Source organism: Pirellula sp. SH-Sr6A (assembly GCF_001610875.1).
Taxonomy (GTDB): Bacteria; Planctomycetota; Planctomycetia; order Pirellulales; family Pirellulaceae; genus JBKCUI01.
The window spans coordinates 5,995,624-6,015,596 of sequence record NZ_CP011272.1 but is presented as its reverse complement, the minus strand read 5'-3'; the positions used below and the strand labels follow the sequence as shown (position 1 = coordinate 6,015,596).

Annotated in this window: 18 protein-coding genes and 2 pseudogenes; 6 read left to right on the top strand and 14 right to left on the bottom strand. The window is 52.0% G+C overall.

Annotated elements, in window-relative coordinates; all coding sequences use genetic code 11:
• Window positions 1–77: 77 nt before the first annotated feature.
• The 6 genes and pseudogenes from VN12_RS23350 to VN12_RS23330 form a co-directional block, all read right to left on the bottom strand.
• The gene (locus VN12_RS23350; RefSeq protein WP_146674927.1) at window positions 78–1,622 is read right to left on the bottom strand and encodes an IS1380 family transposase; all 1,545 of its coding nucleotides are present in this window, start codon (window positions 1,620–1,622) and stop codon (window positions 78–80) included.
• Between the two features lie 38 nt (window positions 1,623–1,660).
• Entirely contained in the window at window positions 1,661–2,677 is a 1,017-nt protein-coding gene (locus tag VN12_RS23345; protein WP_146679186.1) for a DUF499 domain-containing protein, read from the bottom strand.
• 89 nt (window positions 2,678–2,766) lie between these two features.
• Window positions 2,767–5,748, bottom strand: a complete 2,982-nt coding sequence (locus tag VN12_RS23340; protein ID WP_240491246.1) for a DUF1156 domain-containing protein — start codon at window positions 5,746–5,748, stop codon at window positions 2,767–2,769.
• Between the two features lie 153 nt (window positions 5,749–5,901).
• Window positions 5,902–5,949: pseudogene (locus VN12_RS26920) on the bottom strand (hypothetical protein); the annotation flags it as partial.
• A 7-nt stretch (window positions 5,950–5,956) separates the two neighbouring features.
• On the bottom strand, window positions 5,957–6,193 hold the full coding sequence (locus VN12_RS23335) for a hypothetical protein (protein ID WP_146679182.1): 237 nt from the start codon (window positions 6,191–6,193) through the stop codon (window positions 5,957–5,959).
• Window positions 6,190–7,161: a ComEC/Rec2 family competence protein gene (locus VN12_RS23330; protein ID WP_146679180.1), complete on the bottom strand. Its 972-nt coding sequence runs from the start codon at window positions 7,159–7,161 to the stop codon at window positions 6,190–6,192. Before VN12_RS23330 ends, VN12_RS23335 begins: the two co-directional genes overlap by 4 nt.
• 183 nt (window positions 7,162–7,344) lie before the next feature.
• Between VN12_RS23330 and VN12_RS23325 the strand changes: the two genes are divergently transcribed.
• Window positions 7,345–8,769 (top strand): transposase, encoded by a 1,425-nt coding sequence (locus tag VN12_RS23325; protein WP_146679179.1) that lies wholly within the window; start codon window positions 7,345–7,347, stop codon window positions 8,767–8,769.
• Here the strand turns inward: VN12_RS23325 and VN12_RS26915 are convergent.
• Together VN12_RS26915 and VN12_RS23315 are read right to left on the bottom strand one after the other, a co-directional pair.
• Entirely contained in the window at window positions 8,696–9,052 is a 357-nt protein-coding gene (locus VN12_RS26915) for a DUF3883 domain-containing protein (protein WP_409994291.1), read from the bottom strand. The genes VN12_RS23325 and VN12_RS26915 overlap by 74 nt on opposite strands.
• A gap of 135 nt (window positions 9,053–9,187) precedes the next feature.
• Window positions 9,188–11,557 (bottom strand): helicase-related protein, encoded by a 2,370-nt coding sequence (locus VN12_RS23315; RefSeq protein ID WP_146679175.1) that lies wholly within the window; start codon window positions 11,555–11,557, stop codon window positions 9,188–9,190.
• 113 nt (window positions 11,558–11,670) lie between these two features.
• Between VN12_RS23315 and VN12_RS23310 the strand changes: the two genes are divergently transcribed.
• From VN12_RS23310 to VN12_RS23295, 5 genes and pseudogenes are all read left to right on the top strand, one after another.
• Window positions 11,671–12,525 (top strand): hypothetical protein, encoded by an 855-nt coding sequence (locus VN12_RS23310; protein ID WP_146679173.1) that lies wholly within the window; start codon window positions 11,671–11,673, stop codon window positions 12,523–12,525.
• Window positions 12,518–14,776 (top strand): ThiF family adenylyltransferase, encoded by a 2,259-nt coding sequence (locus VN12_RS23305; protein WP_146679171.1) that lies wholly within the window; start codon window positions 12,518–12,520, stop codon window positions 14,774–14,776. Before VN12_RS23310 ends, VN12_RS23305 begins: the two co-directional genes overlap by 8 nt.
• Before the next feature lie 457 nt (window positions 14,777–15,233).
• Window positions 15,234–15,353, top strand: a pseudogene (locus tag VN12_RS26910) (zf-TFIIB domain-containing protein); the annotation flags it as partial.
• Window positions 15,354–15,455: 102 nt separating this feature from the next.
• Window positions 15,456–15,626 (top strand): zf-TFIIB domain-containing protein, encoded by a 171-nt coding sequence (locus VN12_RS26030; RefSeq protein WP_168164101.1) that lies wholly within the window; start codon window positions 15,456–15,458, stop codon window positions 15,624–15,626.
• A 77-nt stretch (window positions 15,627–15,703) separates the two neighbouring features.
• Window positions 15,704–16,408 carry a phospholipase D-like domain-containing protein gene (locus VN12_RS23295; RefSeq protein ID WP_146679167.1) on the top strand — a complete coding sequence of 235 codons (705 nt, stop codon included), beginning with the start codon at window positions 15,704–15,706 and terminating at the stop codon, window positions 16,406–16,408.
• A gap of 31 nt (window positions 16,409–16,439) precedes the next feature.
• On the opposite strand, the gene VN12_RS23290 is transcribed toward VN12_RS23295, so the two are convergent.
• From VN12_RS23290 to VN12_RS23265, 6 genes are all read right to left on the bottom strand, one after another.
• On the bottom strand, window positions 16,440–17,231 hold the full coding sequence (locus tag VN12_RS23290) for a radical SAM protein (protein ID WP_240491245.1): 792 nt from the start codon (window positions 17,229–17,231) through the stop codon (window positions 16,440–16,442).
• Window positions 17,231–18,031: a phage portal protein gene (locus VN12_RS23285; RefSeq protein WP_205855129.1), complete on the bottom strand. Its 801-nt coding sequence runs from the start codon at window positions 18,029–18,031 to the stop codon at window positions 17,231–17,233. The genes VN12_RS23290 and VN12_RS23285 overlap by 1 nt, the downstream gene beginning before the upstream one ends.
• A gap of 71 nt (window positions 18,032–18,102) precedes the next feature.
• Window positions 18,103–18,300 (bottom strand): hypothetical protein, encoded by a 198-nt coding sequence (locus VN12_RS23280; protein WP_146679162.1) that lies wholly within the window; start codon window positions 18,298–18,300, stop codon window positions 18,103–18,105.
• Window positions 18,301–18,625: 325 nt separating this feature from the next.
• Window positions 18,626–19,219, bottom strand: coding sequence for an HNH endonuclease (locus VN12_RS23275; protein ID WP_146679160.1), 594 nt, complete (start codon window positions 19,217–19,219; stop codon window positions 18,626–18,628).
• Complete coding sequence (locus tag VN12_RS23270) at window positions 19,216–19,698, bottom strand: hypothetical protein (protein ID WP_146679158.1); 483 nt, start codon at window positions 19,696–19,698, stop codon at window positions 19,216–19,218. Before VN12_RS23270 ends, VN12_RS23275 begins: the two co-directional genes overlap by 4 nt.
• Window positions 19,676–19,912: a hypothetical protein gene (locus tag VN12_RS23265; protein ID WP_146679157.1), complete on the bottom strand. Its 237-nt coding sequence runs from the start codon at window positions 19,910–19,912 to the stop codon at window positions 19,676–19,678. Before VN12_RS23265 ends, VN12_RS23270 begins: the two co-directional genes overlap by 23 nt.
• Window positions 19,913–19,973: the final 61 nt, after the last annotated feature.

The window sequence follows — 19,973 nt, the reverse complement described above, 5'->3', positions numbered from 1 at the left end:
TGCGGTTACGGTTCGCTTTGGACTTACGATGCCCCAAGCTCTTCTTGCTAGCTCGTTTCCGTGCTAGCGATTCGATGCTACAGATTGAGCACAGCACACAATCGGAAGAATGCTGATGTGTAGTCCGTCCAGTTCAGGAGCCGATGAATCGTTTTCCTGGCATGTCGTAGAATTTGGCATGGCACATGAATGAACACGGACAGAAACGTTTTAAATTCCATTGTTAGGAGCCGTTTCTTTTCTGCTTGATGTTCTTGCTCTTGACCAGTCACCACGGGGGTCAGTAGTGCAGACCAGGATTTTAGGTTCCACGCAATACTCGTTATCACCATATACGCCCAGTTGCTTTCCAAATTGTCCACCGGAGCGCACAGCGATCGAACTCCACCGGAGAGTTGTGCTATCAAATTTTCTTGGTCGCATCGGTCATTGCAGCCAAAAACAATGTCCTCGCTCGATACCGAGGGCATGTCGTTGCTGATGTAAAAGAAGTAGCGGATCTCGTCGATGAGCCGAACATCGCCCTGCTCTTTGGAGACGTTCTTCCGAACAACCACCATTCGATACGTTTTCTCGCAGGCGTTGGGTTGGTATTCGAACTCGGCCACTTCCTCATGTAGTAACTCCAGATGGACGTAATTGCGTTCCCGAATGATTTGGCGTTTGACATTGGTGGGTTTGGTACGAGTTTCATTGGTCTTGTTTTTTGGCAAGGCGCGGGTGAGTTTCTTCCATGCCGACGCATCCAAGTTGTCTGCGATTTCCTTCAGATTCGCTCGCGCCTCATAACCGAACTGGAAGCGTACTCCCAGGGCGTCCCATCCGTCGAGATACTCCGTCTGCGAGAACTTGCAGTCCCCTCGCATTCGAATGCGCCGGAAGCCTCCAGCGATACAAGTGCAGATCGCCTTATCTAAGTAGGCTGCCGCGTTGTGAGCGCTGTGAACCGAACCGCTGCGATTCACAATCGCAAGTACTTCTTTGGTGTTGGCTAAGCTGACCAGCAAAGGGTGGTATCCCCAACTCCCCTTGTACGAGATATCCATTCCTTCTTTGCACTCGGCTGTAGTTGCCACGATAACGCCATCGACATCGATAAGGGCTTGGTCAAAGAACGCATCATCCTGTTGTCTCCATACGTTGATCCTGGCTTCGTTAATAGCTTGCATCAGGGAGTCGATGTCGGATTGATGGAATCGACGGCAGAAATCGCCTGCCGTGGTTGGATCAGGAATCGAATCGGCACCGATCGCATCGAGGAATGTCGAATCGTTTCGAAGACGCTCCAAATGCTCCAGCCTCGTTCCGTTGCATAGAACATTCATAACCATCGCGAGGACGTGGTCGGATTCATGATAAGGAGCATGTGACTTTAAGAGTTGGACACGATGATTGATGGCATCGGTCAATCCGACATGCCCGGCGAGCTTGAGCATGGCGGAGACACCAGCGTAGCTGATGGCATGGGTGCGATCAGCAAGTTCGTATTTGACAGAGTTGGTAGCGAGAACGGGATTCGGATTCGAGATACCACGAGAGAAGCGATTCTCCCTTGCTACTGCGAGCCTTTTCAGGATTTGCTTCTTGCGTGCACCGATACGTTTTGCGAAACTTGACTTCACCTGAAACCCTCCGTGTGTGTGGCTTAATCGATTTGTTGTTACTTCGTTAAACCGCAAAAACACCGGGAGGTTTCAGGTTTTTTTACGAAAATCTCAAACGAACTCAACCAAGCTTCGCTTGATCGAGGATTAGGATCAAATAGGCGTCGCCGAAGCACCTCAGCCACATCGTCCTTTTCAACTGGTTGCACGGCCTCTTCACGTTGCCGCTGGAAGATATCGTTCAAAGCCGAAACGATATTTTTGCCAAGTGTGTCGGCTTGATCTTTGGGCTCGCTCGACAACAGTGAAGCCACGATGCAACAACGCTCAACTTTGGCTGCCGCCTGAGTAAGGTACTGGAAGAATGACGTTAGGACATCCAGCCACCCTGGTTCGGCATGCACGCGAACTTTGGCGTAGAGCAAAACTTCGTCAAGCAGAATTAGCGTTCCCATGCCATCCTTGAGCGGAAGGGAGAGTAAGTCGGAGAGGACATTCTCTGCCGGTGGCGTATTGCGCTCCTCAGCCTTTTTGTCAGCGTGCAGAAGTTTCAATCCATCTTCCCCTGCGATTTGGTAAGCAAGCAGGCTCCACGGCTCTCGCAGTCGCCGTACTGAGCCATTTGGAGCACGAACATCGCAGCCGGTTTCTACGTCGACTTTGTCGAAGCAAAGTGCGGCCACGCGAGTCTTGGGCGGGTCTTGTCCAATGTGTCCCACAAATTCTGCAACTGCTGGCACTTCGGGTAATTTGGCGGGATCATGAACCAAGTGCCGCATCGTGATCAACGTATGCGTCTTACCTCCGCCATAGTTCAATTCAAGCTGCCGAACGGCTTTGTCGTTCTTGCCCGCAAGCCGCAGCACGACATCGCGCACGAGTCCACGCAGATTATGCGTAGGGTAGGTGAGTGCAAAAAAATCGTCGGCATTCTCGTAAATGGGACGTTTCCCATTCTGCATCATCACTTCGTACAAGTCCGCCGCGAATAAGTGCAGCGGTAAGTCACCCGTCTCTAAGTCCTTTCTGATCTTGACTACTTCGTGCCAGGCTTTCCAAGGTTGCTTTGCCATTGCTTTTAATCTCTTTCTCTTCGCTTATTTCGTTTGATTTGTATGATTCAATGCTTGCGAGTTAACAGGAGCAAGATCCATTATCCATCTCACTCATCCTCTTCGAACTCAAAGGCGAGGAGGGGGCCGCGATCGGCGATTGCGCCCTTAGCTCCGATGTGGTTACTAATGCTCTCCAGCAGCGAACGCTCACCATTCGCGGATAGCTCGATCAACGATTGCACTACACGTTTGAACAACTCATTTCGACGCAATCCATGTTCATCGAGAAACTCATCAACCTTTTGAACGTCGCCACTCTTCCATAGATGCATAACCCGATGGATGCGATCGATTAGTGGTACCGGGCGACCCTCGGGCGCTTCGATTCCCATACTGCGATGTGTCCGGCGATCCCATGCTTTCAACTTCACCTTGCTTCCGCTTCCCGACGGTTCGGAATCGGGATCGTCATCGTCAGGATTGCTTTCGACGTCCTCATCGCCGCTGGAGGTAGCGCGGCCTCGAACTAGAATATCCCAGGTCCGTTCCAACTCAGTATCTGTCAGTCCGCAAGCAGTCGCGTAGAGGATGCAGGCGCCTATAGGAGCTTCGTCCATACGGAAATCGTAGCGGTGGAGAAGATAGTAGGCTGTTACTTCATCAAGTCGATCCGCGGCAACCGTTTCCTTCTCCCTTGCTCCAGTTAGCACTTGGCCAACTACGTAATCGACGACCATCCGGCGGACATGAGTCAGAAACTCGCCTACCGTCATGATTTCGCCATCGACCAAAGCTTTACGAACAACAGGGTGCTTGCTATACGCCTCCATCGCTGGCCCAGTTGCGGCCCACACAAAGTCGGGACCGCGAATTCCTGCATCCCAAAAGTCACGAAGCTGAGTCGCAATTTTGGTACGCATTTCCTCGAGTACTTTGTTGTCCCAACCAGGCTTAGCTGTTACAGGACGTTTCTTGCACACGAGCCAGACTGATGAAGACAATGCGGCTGCTGATTGTGACCGAGTACGAGCAACTCGCTCAGTTTGTATGGGCCAACTGCCATCAACAACGAAACCGGCACGAATCACAGCCGAAACGAGTGTTTCCCATGCATCAGGATGCTTATGTGCAAATACCAACACTAAGCGTCCATTGCTATTCAACGCTTGCCCGCATGCAACAAAAGCTTTTGCCATACCGTTTTCATAAGCGTCTTTTGAGACCTTCTTGTTCCCGCCGAATCGACTCGCATCGTCAACCAGTTCACCATCATTCGTTTCACTGTTCCATTTTGGAGCTAAAGGCTGATCTGAATCGTAGCTGCCGTCCTTGATAATTCCATGCAGCGCTCTTCGGTGCCAAGTATAGAAGAAATCCATGAGCACCGAATATCCAATCGCATCGTAGTATGGTGGATCAGTTATGATTACGTCATAAAGCCCCGTCCCAGGTGGGTTTATGGCGGAACCACGCAAAACAGAAGGTGGTACTGCTTGAAGCGTGGCATTGCATGTATGCTCGGTCGCACGACAGATCCATTCCACGGCGCCCCGATAGTTACCGCTAGTTCCACCCAGCGGATTGCCTTCACAGTAGTCCCATATAAATGGTAAAGCCCATCGGACAAACGTATGCCCTAAGAACTCTCCGCCGGAGGTCCACGTAACGCACCGGCTGGAGAAATCTGCGAGGCGACCGACCGCCAGCGTGAGTAATCCAACTAGTCCCTCGGTCCATTCAGCGTCGTAACTATACTTTCTGCCTTCAATAGAAATCTCTCGGGTGGACAGCACCAATTTGCCAAGTGCAGCCATCTGCCTCGAATTATAAAGTTTGTGAAACTCATTGATTCCATAAAGAGAGCACCAGGTATTTCCCTTGGCATCCAAAATCACAGGCTCATGGAGCATGCCAAATGGAATGTTTGCAAAAATATTGTCTATCTCGCACTCAATTGATGATGAGGCAGATAGGTCGATATCTGTCGGCTTTCTGTACTCTTTCCCATTTCCACCATCGACTACTACAGCGGTGAGAGTTTGGCCAATACGGTCATTCATTCCCTCAATTTGTATGTCGGCCTTGGTCATGAAAACGCCACATGCTGGACATTTACCGCCGGACTTTGTCACCGTTCCCTCACCAACACGTTTGTCATGTTCTCTCTTTTGTGCTGCGTTGCCTCCCTTTGCCGGTTCGTTTTGAATAATGTTGAAGCCAACAACTCTTGTTGCTTTGTCAACCGTTAGTTCGAGCTTGATGCGCTTAGTCTCGGATTTCGCCAGCCAAAGCGTTTTGATCAAGGGAAATACGACGCGGCAATTCTTGCAAGCAACAGTTCTGGCCCAAAGAAAAGCGACAGTTGGCTTAACAACCCATCGAGGATTACCTTCAATTGCAAGATAATCATCAGAAAACTCATCATTAAGAACTTCTATATCTGGCGTGCCGTCTTCCTTTAGTTTGAGCAACTTTGTTGGTTGATACTCGTAAGCGACACTATTCTTCTTCAACGGCTCAAAATCTGCGTATGTCGGGTAGTATTTCGCTAGGTCGCGACGCGTTTGCTGAAGCACCCACTGCCCCCAAGCGCGAACATGCCAAGCAGGATCTGCTTGCAATTCGCCTTCATCCTCAGCACCTTCGTTTACGAATCCAAAGGTCTGTTGCGGTTGGCTGTTATCATTCCACTTTTTTCGCTTCTTCAATCGCTCGTGCAACTTCGTCATTGCCGCCCGAACCTCCGTCTTGGAGTAACCTTTGGCCTTTTTGAAAAAGTCCGTCATGAACTCATCATTGCGCAAGATAAATTCGGGCAGTGGCCGCGTTTGCCCGGCCAATTTTTGCGGATACTCAAGAGTGCATTTCAGGATAAGCCAAGCCACTGGGTTGATATCCACCGCGGTCGCCTCGCAACCAAGTCGCATCGCTTCCAGTGGGATTGCTCCACCACCAGCGAATGGATCGAGTACCTTGGGAGCTCGCCCTCCATAAGCCTTTCGAATCTCGTCACGAAACCACTGCAGCGTTTCCGCGTTTTCTGTTTCACGTCCCCAGTGCAAAATGCCGCCTTCGGTTTCCTTCTTCACTCGCTCGACGATTTGACCATTGGGCATTTTCTTTCGTTCAATCTTCTTGACGACCTTGCCTGCGATCTTCTCGCACAGCTCACGTCGTCCCTCCGCCGTTCCAGGGTCAGGCAGAAGCGTCGCAATCAGCGCCGCGCGACAAGCAGCCAGCGGCCGGCGCGCGGGCCAGAGGTGAAGTGTCGAAATATGACCATGCCGCACATTCTTCTCATGTACTGAGTCGATACCACCAAGCCGTTTCCAGGAAACCTCCGAGGGTTTGCACTAAATGCCCCGCGGCATAAGACAAGATCAAGAACACCCCCAAGCTGCCGAGTGACATGTCCTTCAACGGCACGGTTTGCGCAATCAGAGTCTCAGCCTGCGCCAAGCCAAAGATCAAGATCGCACCAGGCATAACGATTCCAGCAAACTCATAGAAATCAAAATTCTTGTCTGCTTTCATCGATCGTACTCCGAGTCAATGGTTGGTTGGCTGTATGCAGGGATGTTCACTACGATGTCCCCTTTCCATCGAGTTGACCAAACGTTGTTGCTATACGCTCGGTACTTGTTAGATGCATCCGTAGGTGGTTTCTTGCCCACAGAGACGATCGTGTACTCAGGTTTCATCGCGGCGACCGCAGGTTGATAGTAACCCGAGTCGCGACCATGGTGACTGGCCTTCAAAATGTCGCACTTCAAATTGCTGCCATAGTAGTCATGAATAGACTTCCAGACGTCAGCCTCGGCGTCGCCGCCAAGTATGATCCGCGTGCCATTTGCCACCAGATAGAGAACATAGCTGAGGTTATTGTGATTTTTTGATGTGTTAGCCGTTGTGTTTGTCTCTGCGGTAGGTGCGAGAACATAAATACCGTCTCCACCATCTGTCAAATCGGCGTTTTGGTTGAAGTATGGTCTTTTGGTGCCGCGATAGTACCGCAACACCGTCGCGTCGCCTGGACTGCGCCATTCGCCGTTGCGCAATCGTTGGTAGCGACCCCAGTCGATTCGATCGTTGTCTGTTTTGAAGTCTGGGACTTTGGAGTGCCAAGTATCCCAGACGTTGCGGATCTTAATGCCCTCGCTCCACAATGCGTTGAGCCCGCGCATGTGGTCTAGATCTGGATGCGATTGGATGTATCGGAAAATCTCACGGCTAGGAAAATGTTGCTTGAAGTACTCCAGCGGATTGGTCAGTTGAACTTCGTAACCGGCTGTCTTTAATATGCCTTTTCTCTTGATACCGGCAGCCTCGGCCACCGCCAAGTACATGTCGTCGTAGAGTGACGCGGTCTCTGCAGCAATTTCCTTTGCCGAAGTTTCATCAATATCATCACCGTTGTTGATATCGATCATCGTAATGCGACCACTATCATGCTCGATGATGGTGCAGTCACCGTGGCCAACGTTTAAGAAATGAATCTTCATTCCTTCCCTCCTAACCGTTCTGCCCGGAGGACTTCTGCTCTCTTGATCAACACACTTCCCTTGGCACTCGCTAGTAGGTTCCCGAATGGATCTTGAACTCGGGCAAGCTTAGCAGCCCGTTGAAAAAGTCTGGATTCGCGCTACGTTATATCGATCATCGCAGATGCCATGGAGGAGAGCACGATGGCCCTTGGTCGACGCAAATCGGTTCAGCAGCAAGATCTCTTTATTACAGCGGAAGATCTTCCCCGCTCAGTCGGGCATGTTTTTTATACGAAATTAAATCGACTTCTCGATGAGGCAGGATTCGATTCCTGGATCGAGAAGCTCTGCAATCCCTATTACAGCCAAGCCCGCGGCCGTCCCGGTATTCCACCCGGAGTTTACTTTCGAATGCTCTTGGTAGGCTACTTCGAAGGGATTCAGTCTCAACGCGGTATTGCATGGCGATGTGCAGATAGCCTGTCGATTCGACAGTTCCTTGGCCTTAAATTGACCGATCACTCGCCGGACCACTCCTCGCTGACTGTGATCCGTGAACGCTTACCCGATACGGTACACGAATCTGTTTTCGAATGGGTTTTAAAACTCGCTAGCGAAAAGAAGCTTCTCGGAGGGAAGACGGTAGCCGTAGACTCAACAACTCTCGAAGCCGATGCTGCTATGAAGAGCATCGTTCGAAGGGATACCGGCGAAGACTGGCGTTCCTATGTGATCGGCCTGATGCGAGCTGAGGGCCTCGTGAAGGAGAATGAAGAGCCTTCGGATGAAGAGATTCGTCGCTTCGATAAGAATCGTAAGGGGAAGAAAGTTTCTAATGAAGATTGGGTGAGCAGCACGGATCCGAGTGCCAAAATCGCAAGGATGAAAGATGGAACAACCCATCTTGCCTACAAGGCCGAACATGTCGTCGATATGAAATCGGGAATGATCTTGGGGGCGGAAGTGACCTCTGCTGACAACCCCGATTCTCAGTCGTTGGAAGATAGTCTTCACAAGGCTCAAATCCACTTGAACGAGGCTGGAAGCGATACCGAGATTCAAGAGGTAGCAGCCGACAAGGGCTACCATTCAACAGAAACCTTGTCTGAATTGGCTGAGCACACCAACTACCGAACCTATATCCCAGAGCCCAAACTTCCTGGGGGACGTAAGTGGAGTAAGTACACTTGCCAGCAACGCCAAGCGGTTCTTGCAAATAGACGAAGAGCCAAAGGGAACAAGGGCCGCAAGCTTCAACGGTCGCGAAGTGAGAAAGTGGAAAGGACGTTTGCCCATTTGCTAGAGACGGGCGGAGGTCGCCGGTGTCGGTTGCGAGGAACCGTGAAGATCCAGAAGCGATACTTTCTAATGACAGCGGCTTACAATCTGGGGGTAGTCATGCGCATGCTCTTTGGAGTCGGCACTTCGAGAAGCCTGCAGGGGGTGATGCGGGCTGTTTTTTCCTTTTTTACGGCTGTGCAAATGCTTTATGAAGCCTTCCCAATCGATCGAGGCGCACATTACCGCGCCGATCGAAGAATTAGGAACCGCTTTACAAGTTCGGAATGCCCATTTCAAAAACTGAGCAGGTCACCCGAAATCGCGATATCTTCAACGGGCTGTTAGGCGATGGCGTCGCGCAGTCGTACACTACGTAGAGCCAATACTGATCGCGAAGATTAGCGGCTCGAGCCCATTCGTTTGACGAGACTTCAACATCGCCCGTACTTGCGCGACCTTTCACTTCAATAGCTCGTCGACCTCGTGGATCGGTAGATGGGTAGATCGCTAACAGGTCGAAGCCAGGATTGTCTGATAAGCCTGCCGCTCGAGCGAGTTCGGGTGTAGACACATCCTTTACCTCCGCGCCTTGAGCTTCTTCGTGAGCTCTGGCTACATCCATGGCCACGCGTTCGACGTCGGCGTCGTGTCTGGCCAAGTCATCTGGATCGGACGAGGGGACAATCAGGGCATGAGCGACGAAGACCACCTTGCCTGGTCTAATCAACTCTGGCTCTCGATGGATTGTGTCGATCGCTAGTTGTCATCGCCCAGACAGCGATTTTTGTTGATTTCTTATATCAGTGAGTGCCTTGAGTGCACCAGGATTTCCAGCTCGCGCTTTCTCGGACAGCCTGTTGCGAGCTGCTGCCAACTCGCTTTCTTGAAAGCTGAATCCACGCCGAATAAATTGCTCTCGCTCTGCTAAAGTAGCAAGCATCTGATTGCGACGCCCCATAGCAATGTCGCGGGAAACGCGTTCGGTTAGATAGGCTTCAGCCAGTTCGCACATCTTGCTTGCTTCTGCAGCCAAACGCTGGGCGGTTGCCGGTAGTCCTCTACCTGGACCGAGAAGCATTAAGTGCTCAACTGGACATAGTTCAGTCTCAGCGCCTTCATATTGGCGAATGCCAATCAATCGACACTCCAATCGTTCCGGCGTGGCCAAATCTGGAAAGTCTTTGTCGGCAGCGCGATCAACGGTCGCCAACGCTACATGGAACAGATAAGGTTTGCTGGCTGTAGGATCGACAAACACAGCGCCGTTTAGGGCATCTTGTCCAAGCCGATCGGCGACCAAGCCGCGAAACGCTTCAAAGACAGGCTCGCCGGGATGCACCCACACTGCCGCCCCGCGCTCCTGAGGGCGAACGACGGACAGGCACTGCCGTTGACGTGCGCCGTACAGCTCCAGCGTGGGAAGGATTGGGTCTATCGCGCTGGAATAAAGAGGGGTAAATGAGAAACACTTTTGCATGTCGCCTTCCAGCCCAATTCCAGCTGCCGGTCCAGCGCTTTCAAGGTATTGGCGAACATAGCCTGGTAACAATCTGCGATAAGCCTCCTGCATCAAGTCGGAGCGCAGACGGGGCAATTGCTTCTTTACATCGCCACCATCGCCGTAAAGCATTCGTTCTTGGGCCGCGAGTGCTTGAACTTGTTCGGTAGTCAGCTTGCCAGCAAGCTCGCTTATTGCCTGGTCTGCTCCATCGACCACCGCTTGTTCCATATAGGAACTCAGCGATACACCTTCGAACAAACGGCCAATCGAATCGAAGACCTTCTCGCTCCCGAGCGAATCGCGGATGATCTCAAGTTTCGCAAGCAGCGTTTCGATCACCTTGCCTTCGCGAGTGTCGGGCGAAACCAAGTTAATGATGTGGACTGGGTCGTGCTTCTGTCCGTAGCGGTGAATTCGTCCCATACGTTGTTCGAGACGCGCTGGGTTCCAAGGGACGTCAAAGTTAATCATGATCCAGCAAAACTGGAGGTTGATGCCTTCGGCCGCCGCATCCGTGCAAATCATGAATCGGGCTCCGTCCGCTTGGGTATGATCGCGGCGAAAGCGCTCAACTGCTTCGTGCCTGGCCTTGTAGTCCATTCCGCCATGAATTTGCGCAATACGTCCTGTATGGCCCAATCCGCCTAAGCGACCAACTAAGTATTCGAGCGTATCGCGATGCTCAGTGAAGACGATGAGCTTTTCGCCAGCGAACTTAGGGCTATTAAGGATCTCTTGAAGTTTTTCGAACTTCGATTCGCTACCATCGGCTTGAACACGGCGTGCTAGCTGAAGCAGCCCCGCAACCTGCTCTCGTTCCACGTATAGATCCGTCAGCGATGTCGCGATTACACCTGAAAGGAGCTTTCCTTCGGCCACTTCGCTTTCTTCACGGTCACCAATCGTCCGTTCTTCATCAGCTGTTTTAGTGTCAAAGACGTCTTCTTGATCCGAAGCAAGGCGACGCTGCAGAAGATTGATCTCTTCGCCAGTCAAATTATTGTCCTGAACTCGCTGGATCAACTCGTCTAGGTTTTCAATGCGTCGCTCGAATGATCGGGTTAGTGCGTATGTCGAGCTTGCAAGGCGACGCTGCATAACGCTCATTGCCAATCGAGCCGCCGATCGATTGAGCAGCTTGGCACGATTGTAAACGTGCCTCATGTAGTCGGTCGTTTCGTTGTAAAGAACCTGTTCACTGACGGGCCCTTGGCTGAGGCGGAATCCAAGCGTATCGGAAATGCGCTTGGGATAGAGCGGCTCTCCGGACAACAGCACCATTTCCTCCTTGGTGCGTCGGATGAAGTGGGACTGGCGACGCTCGACAGGATAGTTTTCGAACGCCTCGGGCGTAGAAAGCACATCCGGCTCGAGTAACCGCCAAAGACCATAGTAAGGATAAGGCTTGCCTTGGTGAGGCGTCGCGGTCAGCAACAGCAGGTGGTGCGGAGACCAATTTAGCTGCCAAGCTGGATCAAGTCCTCGGACGCCAGCGAGTGATTCAGCTAACTCATATCGGCCCGTCTTTCGGACACGTAGGTCGGTACTTCGATTCACGGAGAGCTTGTGTGCTTCATCGAAGACAACCAGGTCGTATGGCTCGACATCCGGTTCCTGCAATCGAGCGAACATCTTAGGGCCAGCAAGCGTGTCTACGCTTACGACGACTCGATCACTGCCTGGTCCATTGAAGGGATTTCCAACACGCGTCCAAGTACCAAGGCGGTCAACGAGTCAAAATGCCCATGATGTGGGTGCCAGCGGCTGCCATTCTCGAAACGAAGAACGAAGATGATGCCCGCGTGATTCAGGCGGAGGCCAAGTTTCGCTTGAAGCGTGGTTCGGGTATTCGAATTTTTTCTTCGCCCGGAATGCTCGACGACTGGCTTACGGACCAAGGGATCACTCCCGCTAGCCGAGCACACCTTATTACAAATGCAGGCGAAACCGTTCGGGGCTTCTCGCTTGACGATGATGGAGTCGAGTTTTTCTGCCATTCCCCATTTGCAACGAGGTCGGATGAGGGCAAGCTTCTGGACCGCAACAAGGATTCAATTGCTCTACACATTACATTTCGTTCGGGAGGTACCGAATCCAGAGCGCTGTTCTTGTCTGACCTAACCTATGACGTGATTGCTGACATCGTTCGAGTCACGGAATGGCATGCAAAAAAGGATCCGTCTCGTGCAGAACGGTTAATGTGGGACGTGCAGAAGATCTCACATCACTGCAGTTACACGGCTCTCGGCGCTGAGAAAGGCAATACGAAGACGACTCCTGAACAAAAGGTCGATCGACTCTTTAGGCACTATGGCCAAAAACACGGAGTTATCGTCTCGACCAGCAAACCAATTCCAACAGACGACAGCGACAAACAGCCACCGCACCGTCAAGCCGCAAATTATTACAAGGATGTTGCTCAAGAAGAGTTCCGGGAGTTCAAAGTTACCATGGAGAACCCCAACAAAACCAGCCCGAAGCCGCTCGTCATCAAGATCGACTACCTTGGAATTGCGGTCGAAAAAGCAGTGGTGGTTGGGGCTGGTGCGGCTGCAATAACTTCGTCGCCTACACCGCGCGCAGGGACAGCGGATGAATAACAACTCGAGTGTTATCGCCGATGCCGAGCACGCAGCGCCCGGGGAGACGATAGCGATCAGCGAATTACTTCTTCCCAGAGCCATCGAGCTCGCACGTTTCGTTGAGGACGAACGCACCGCCTACTTTTCGTTGGTTGAGTGCCGACGTAATTGCAACAACGAAGTTCTGGTGGTCGAAATTGAACCTGAGGTACCGCAGAAACCAGCCAACGATATTCGCAGGTTGGAGAAAATCTTTGTGGAGTTTGATCACGAAGATCGCCGGCAACCGCGAGTCACCGCTGCGCGCCGGTCGTTTCCACGCGTCATCCATACGAATGTTGGTCTCAAGGACTGGCCTGTCGACCTGTGCCTGTTTGATCGCCCATTCGACGAGCAAAAACTCAATTGGACAGCGGCCAAGTTTGCGGCCCAACTTCATCATTGGCTGTGCCGCACGGCTCGCGGTGACTTACACAATCCCGATCAGCCACTCGAACAGCTCTTCATTGGAGCCGCTGATCGATTGATTCTCCCGAGTTCTTGCTTTGAGCCTATCGATCGCAATCACGAGAGAGTGCTGGAGGTGCATCGGATCGGCGGCCACGAAGAGGCAATGATCTTGTTAGCGCGACAAGTCTCTCAAGAAAAAGAGCGTAACGCCCGACCAGCATTCACCTTGCTGGTCTTCGAAGCAGAAAGCCGAATGCACAGCCGCATGGAGATCCAGCCAAGAACGCTGGCAGAACTGGAGTATTATGCTGGACATGGCGATACGAAATTCATTGACAGGCTGTCCGATAAACTGCGAAGCCTTCAAGATAACGGGACCATTGACCTTAAACTGCCTCTAATGCTTGTGATTTGGTTTCCTTTGTCTCGCGACGCAAAATCAAGACCAGAAAGCATCGACGTGTGGGCGTTCGGTACTGGCCAGAGTGCCTTGGAAGTCGGTGCCTCAATCGGACTATGGGGAGAGTCGACCGATACCCGTGGCGGAGTTTTGCTCAGTCGTGACACTAGCAAGACCGGCGAAGATGTCGAATTGGTTATGCTCAAGCCATCGTCAGTTCTCACACAGAATGATGGAGCAAAATGCAATGGGAGCCAGCCATGTAATCGCAAATACGTATCGGTAGGAGCAGGGGCTTTAGGATCTCAAGTCCTTGAGTTGCTGGTGCGCGGAGGTCACGGGACTTGGACCTTAATTGATGATGACATTCTTATGCCTCACAACGTCGCCCGGCACGTGCTAACAGGCTGGTCGCTCGGGCAACCAAAATCCGAAGCGCTATCGTATCATCTCAACTCAATCTACGAAGACGAGCCAACACGAGCGATCGTCGCTAATGTGATACTGGACCAGACCGAGGAACTAACCGAGGCGTTCAGCGAAACTGATGTAATTGTTGATTTGTCAGCGTCTGTCGCAGTCTCGCGACGTCTTGCAGTCGACGTCGTCTCAAATGCCCGGCGCGTTGCGTCATTCTTATCGCCATCTGGGAATGACTCCGTCTTTCTGGCTGAACCCCTGGACAGATCCTATCGGCTTGACCTTCTCGAAATGGATTACTACCGAGCTCTAATCCTAGACCCGGACCTAGCTGATCACCTCCAGTCGAGCGGTGAGAAGTATCGATACGCCAATTCTTGTCGAGACGTCTCAGTTCAGCTTCCTCATGATTCGGTTGCCTTGCATTCCGTTCTCGCCTCGAAACAGATCAAGTTGCTCGGTCCTATGGCCGTTGCAAAGATCTTTAGGGCCGATGATGAGCTGATTGGCAGCTGCATCAATGTCAAGTTGGGTGGGTTTCACAGATTGACCGTTACTGATTGGACCATATTCATTTCCGACCCAGTGCTGAGAACGCTCTCTGCGGAACGATTAAGACAACTGCCGAAAGAGACGGGTGGAGTATTACTGGGTACTTTTGATGTTTCGCGACGAATTCTGTACGTCGTGCATGACCTGCCTGCCCCCGACGATAGCCAACGCCAACCAACGACCTTTATGCGTGGCCAAAATGGGCTCGCGGAAAAGGTCGCCGAAATTGGTGAAATTTCGAAGGGGCAAATCAGCTATGTTGGCGAATGGCACTCACACCCAGGAAAATCTACCCGCCCAAGCACCAAAGATCACGCCCTGTTCGAATGGCTCAAGGAATTCCGGCACAACGACGGGGTGCCAGCGGTGATGGCGATAGTAGGGGAGACTTCATCGCGTTGGATTGTTGGCGACATCGCCAATGGAACCGAATCGAAGAATACATGACGATTCGCCAACACTTGAGTACTTGCGGAATGTCAGCTTTCCTTTCTCTTCGCGCTTTCTTAACTTCGACTTCGAGTGGTCGATCGCTCGACGAAGTGTACGCGATGGTCTAGGGACCTTTCACGCGCATCCGCATCCGCCAGAACTCTACTGGTAAGCGTTTAGCTGAGTAGCGGCAGTGTTTTCGTCGGTGTTGACGGGTATCAGATTGGATACCGTTGGTTTCGCAGGGCGAACTTTTCTGCGGGCATCGAGGTGGATTGACCTCGTTTTTTCTATAGTTTCACCGCCCGAATCTGAATATTTGTTTTAAACCATACAACTGGCACGCCGCTCGCAAATGTGTTGCTCTCGTTGGGATGCCGAAGCCCCAACGACCGACGGCTTCAATGGTTGAACCGTGGTCCGGTTGATCGAACTTGCCGGGTAGTCCTGGCCTAACATTGCGAGGTCTTCAGTGTTTCACGTCAGTTGTCCAAATTGCAGCCTTTCTATGCAGTCGCGGCAGTACGAGGGCAGGCTTATCTGTCACTGCACTAATTGCCATGGCCATTGGTTGCGTAAACCGCAGTTAAAGCACGTTATTGAAACACGCATCGTTCGTTTCGATATGACGGTGGCGGTAGCACTTGCGAGGACGGCTCCTAGTCGAGACGTTCCCGTTAACGAGTTCAGCAGAATGTTGAGCTGTCCTGAATGCAAGTTGGATCTTGATCCACGTAAGTATGCCGATGACAGCCCGGTCGTCGTCAATCGCTGTGTTTCCTGCGAAGGGATCTGGTTGGATAAAGATGAGCTCGAATTGATTCAGATGCTGATTGAAGCGTTTGATGAGTTGTTGGATCGATAATCCGAAAACGACAGCGGAATGGACTCCGAATTTCTAATGATTGTTTGGTACACGGTAACTTACTACGGAGTCAGCATATGGTTGCACCTAATTGTCCAGAACTTGCTTTAGAGCTTTGCATTAATCAGTCAGCGGCAGACGACATTCTGTCGCAGAGAGAACGCAAGCAGATCTTGCGAGCGTTGCAAGAAGTCGAGATTTCACCCAAAGAATTAATTGAGTATTCGTTTTATCTTGCAGAGCAGGTCTTCAAGGAAGAGCAGCGCCTTGTCACGAACTGGCTGCGAGACTTCGTGATGCTGGCCAATCAGGCAGATCTCCCGAAACCGTTCTTGGCCAAAGGTGTTTGGTTCTCGCCTGGATCTGGCATTCGAAACGTGCTCTTGGAGGCGATTAAGACCGCCGAGAAAACATTGGATGTTTGCGTCTACAACTTAACCGATGATCGGCTAGCCAATGCATTGCTGTCGGCAATCGATCGTGGGGTACAAGTAACGATCCTCACCGAACGAGCCAGCATGTTCCAACGTGGCTCGGAGATTGCCAGCCTTCGAAACCGTGGCGCCAACACAATCATCGTTGAACGCAGCCAACGCCTAATGCATCACAAGTACCTGATCGTTGATCGGGAGTTGCGTGGGTACGTTCTGAGCGGTAGCTACAACTGGACGAACAGCGCGATTAAGAACGATGAAAATCTCGTCTTAGTGTCCGAGGAGTCTCGAGTACGCCAGTACTGCGAAAATTTCCAAAAGATGCTGGAACGCGGCAATAAGAAGTAATCGCGACTGACGGTCATAATGCATAGGGCCCTTATGCGATCGTTGGATCGCGATGGTGGAATTGGATTCTTCTCACAGGGCAGTAGCTGCACTGTGGGATTTCACTGGTCGAGAGGAAGTCGAGGACCTGGAAGTCCGTGGCGGTTGGCGGACAGGCTTGGTAGTCGCGGAAGCGTTGCCAAGCGGGTTCGTTAGCAAGGTTCAGCTTGCGGGACATGATGGCGTGGTAAGCGAGTGCGGGACATTTCCATAAGCAGGTTTTATAGAGCTGGGTGCAGGACTTTTGGAGACAGATGTTCCAGGCGGCTCGTGGATCGCTGTCGAAGGGCATCGGCTTGCCTTCGATCATGCGGTATTGTTGTCGCCAACCGCGGTGGGATTTGCGGATGTTGATTTGCAGATCTGAATACTCGGTCTGCCATTGGCGAAGGTGCTGGCGGATGATTCGAAACCGCTTCATGTACTCCGGCGCACGTCCATGCTGCGACACATCCATGCGGAAGCGGTTGTCGATCAGAACTCGAGGCAAGTCGGGATGACGATCCAGGAAGAATCCGTTCGTTACGAACAGTCCTTCGGCGTTTGGGAACGACTGTCTTGCAAGCTCGATGATTGAAATCAACTCCGGATTGAGCGTTGGTTCGCCACCGAGAATGGCTATCCGCTTGGGCGCGAGTCGGCCTTTCCACGAGTCGAAGTTTGCGCGTGCCTCATCGAGACTGACGATTCCGCCGGCGTGGAAGTTTGAATAATGCGAGCACTGCGCGCAATAGAGATTGCACGCATGTGCTGCATGGAACTCGAGGTTGGGTAGCTCGATCATCAACATCCTTCCGAATTACCAGAGCCAGCTTCATCTCCCGAGCCTTCGCTGCCTGCGTCGCCACTTCCGCCTGGTGGCTTCGGTGGTTTCACGTCGTGGCCTGGATGCCCTGGGGGCAAGTTGTCTGGCCAGTGGTAGCCAGGAGGCAGATGGTATGGATGATGCGGAGGTAGCCGCGGCCTGATGATGTTGGGCAGTGGAGGCGGTATTGGGTTACCGTGCTCGTCGAAGCGAATTCCATCGAGATAGCGATAACTGTCGAAGGCCAACAGCGGCGATGTAACCTGTTCTGCCTCGACGAGTTTCAGATCGAGTTGAACCGGCGAATCGATTCGTGGGTTACTAGTTAACAAGCCAAACGATTCACCGTCCGACACGCGAGCGAGCCGCATCGTGCGTAGCTTTTCTGCCAGGCCAACAGCATCAGCCCAAGCGAAGAACTCCTGCTCAACAAACCGGTTGGCGAACGCATCCGCAGTTAGCATCTGCAATCGAGGTCCAGTACCAACACAGTCGTTAGCAAGAGTCAGCGAGATGCCACGAGCGTAAGAGTTGTTGGCGATCTCGTATCGCGAACGGTTGCGTAACGTGCGGCGCACTTCAGGGCTATTGGCCGCACTGGCCGATAGTCCGTCGGCGGCCGCCCAGTGGCGAACGTTGTCGATCGTGGTGGTGGCAGCGTCGTAGCGTCCAAGCAATCTCACCAACGACCAGGGGTGTCGGGCCGAGCGTCCACGGACGAGCGATCGATCTTTGCGATCGCCGTTCTTGCTCAGAATCCCTGACAACAACTTAAACATCCGTGACTCAATCCCTTCTGTTAAACCCGACACCCCTGCCTATAGAAACAAGCTCAATCAGGCGCGAACGATTAGTCCGCACCCGGTGGCACGAGCTTGTTAAATCGAAGGCCACGCTTCTTTTGGGAGGCAGCCGCCTTAGACGCCAGATACTTGTCAGCAGCGATCTGCTCGGTGAGCTTGTGCTGCTCGACGCTTCCGGCATCTCCAGATGCCTTAGCAGGTGCTTTCGCACTTTCGCGAATCGTCTCTTGCAAGTTGTCTGACATACTGGAAACCCTCTTCGAGTGAAAAAGAAACTCGATAGCCTCTTCCAGTACTAACTATGCAATTTGTCCGAACGACGTCCCAAAGAATTTTGTTTTGGCTGGCTGAATATGAGCCTGAAATGGCCCAAAAGCCACGCAAACAAGGTGTTTTCGTTACTCGTCGGGATCGCGTGATTTTTTGCGAATACGAAGAGTCACCGATGTGACAACGCGGGATCCTGTAACAAAAACAGGTGTGTATTTGTTACAACATCAATGGACAGGAACAAGGCATCAGAGACGGTCCCGGAGTGGCCCTAACTGGCGATCGCCACGGTTTCGTTCATCAGTAGGATTGCGGGAGATGTCCTAGCTGCCGCTTCGCGAACCAGCTCATTGCGATACATTGGGGACGAGAATTGCTTGGGGGACGCAATCTCCCAAGATCAGGTAAGTCAGGAGGAAAGCCAGTGAGCTGTTGATACAGGTTAGCATCACGCTCATTTGCTAAATCGACGATCCGCATCCACATGACTCGCCAGCTTCGCAGCTTTGGAGAGTCGAGGTCGATCTGTGAAATGATACGTTTCGCATCGAGATTGTCGCTGACCAGAGCACCATCTGGTAGCACAACTACGAAGTTAGATGTCAATATTTTAAGTGGATCACTGATGCCTTGATTTAGTTTGACCGAGTTACAACGACTGCATGCGTAGATCAAATTGAAATAGTCGAGTTCGCGATCCGGTACCACCGATTGCGGTTCGAAGTGATCCAACTCAAACTCGCAAGTGACCTGCCCCCACATTTCACGTTTCAGGCAGTAGACACAACGAAAAGTGAATTCATCTCGCAACCAGGGACGATACGATTCGTACGTCGAGTACCCTGAAGGCCCATGAGTTCTTTCCGTTCGCTGGCTGGGATAGTCAAAAATCATTGGTCTGACCCTGTTTCATGAGACCCCAATTCAGTTAGGTACCGATGCAACTTTTGGGCACCTTTAATCGGAAGGTTGAGTTCCGAATCTACGTGTTCACGCATACGTTGCGTCAGACCCGCCAATTCAAGCCTTTCCTCGCATGTAAGCGTTCCTTGAATGTCGCCGTCGATAAGTTCAAATCGCCGCCTATTGAGTTCTGCGGTCCATTCTGGTCTTCTAGATAAAATGTCTTGTTCAAATGCGACCTGCCCAAAAAGACCAATAACTTGTTCTTCGTTGAGTCCAGAGTCCAGCAAGGTCATCTTTACAGCCTGCAGTGCAGCAAGGCCGTAGTCTGCGGGGGTGGCATCGGAAGGAATTGCTTGTCCGATTTCGGACCAAGAGAGTTCGAGGTGCTTTAGAAATTGGCGAAACCAGTCGTTCGCCCCCTCAGAAACTGTTGCGGATTTGGGATCAGGCTGCTTCTTGACGGCCATCGCTTGAATCTGTGCCCTGAACTGCGGTCGCCAACGTCTGCACGGCGATGGTTGCAGCCTGACGGTAGTGACCAAGAGTGATGACGCCTGCAGAGCCACTTTTTTGTGACAGTTCCTTTGCCTTGACGGCAACTTGCTCGGCAAACAAAGCTTTCCATTCAGCCAACGCCTGAACGGCTTGGGCTTCAATCCTACTTGAGTTGCTCTTTTCCATCACAACCTCCTTGCTGTGGTATCGACCAGTAGTTTAGCGAATTCGGGCCCTGCCGAAAACG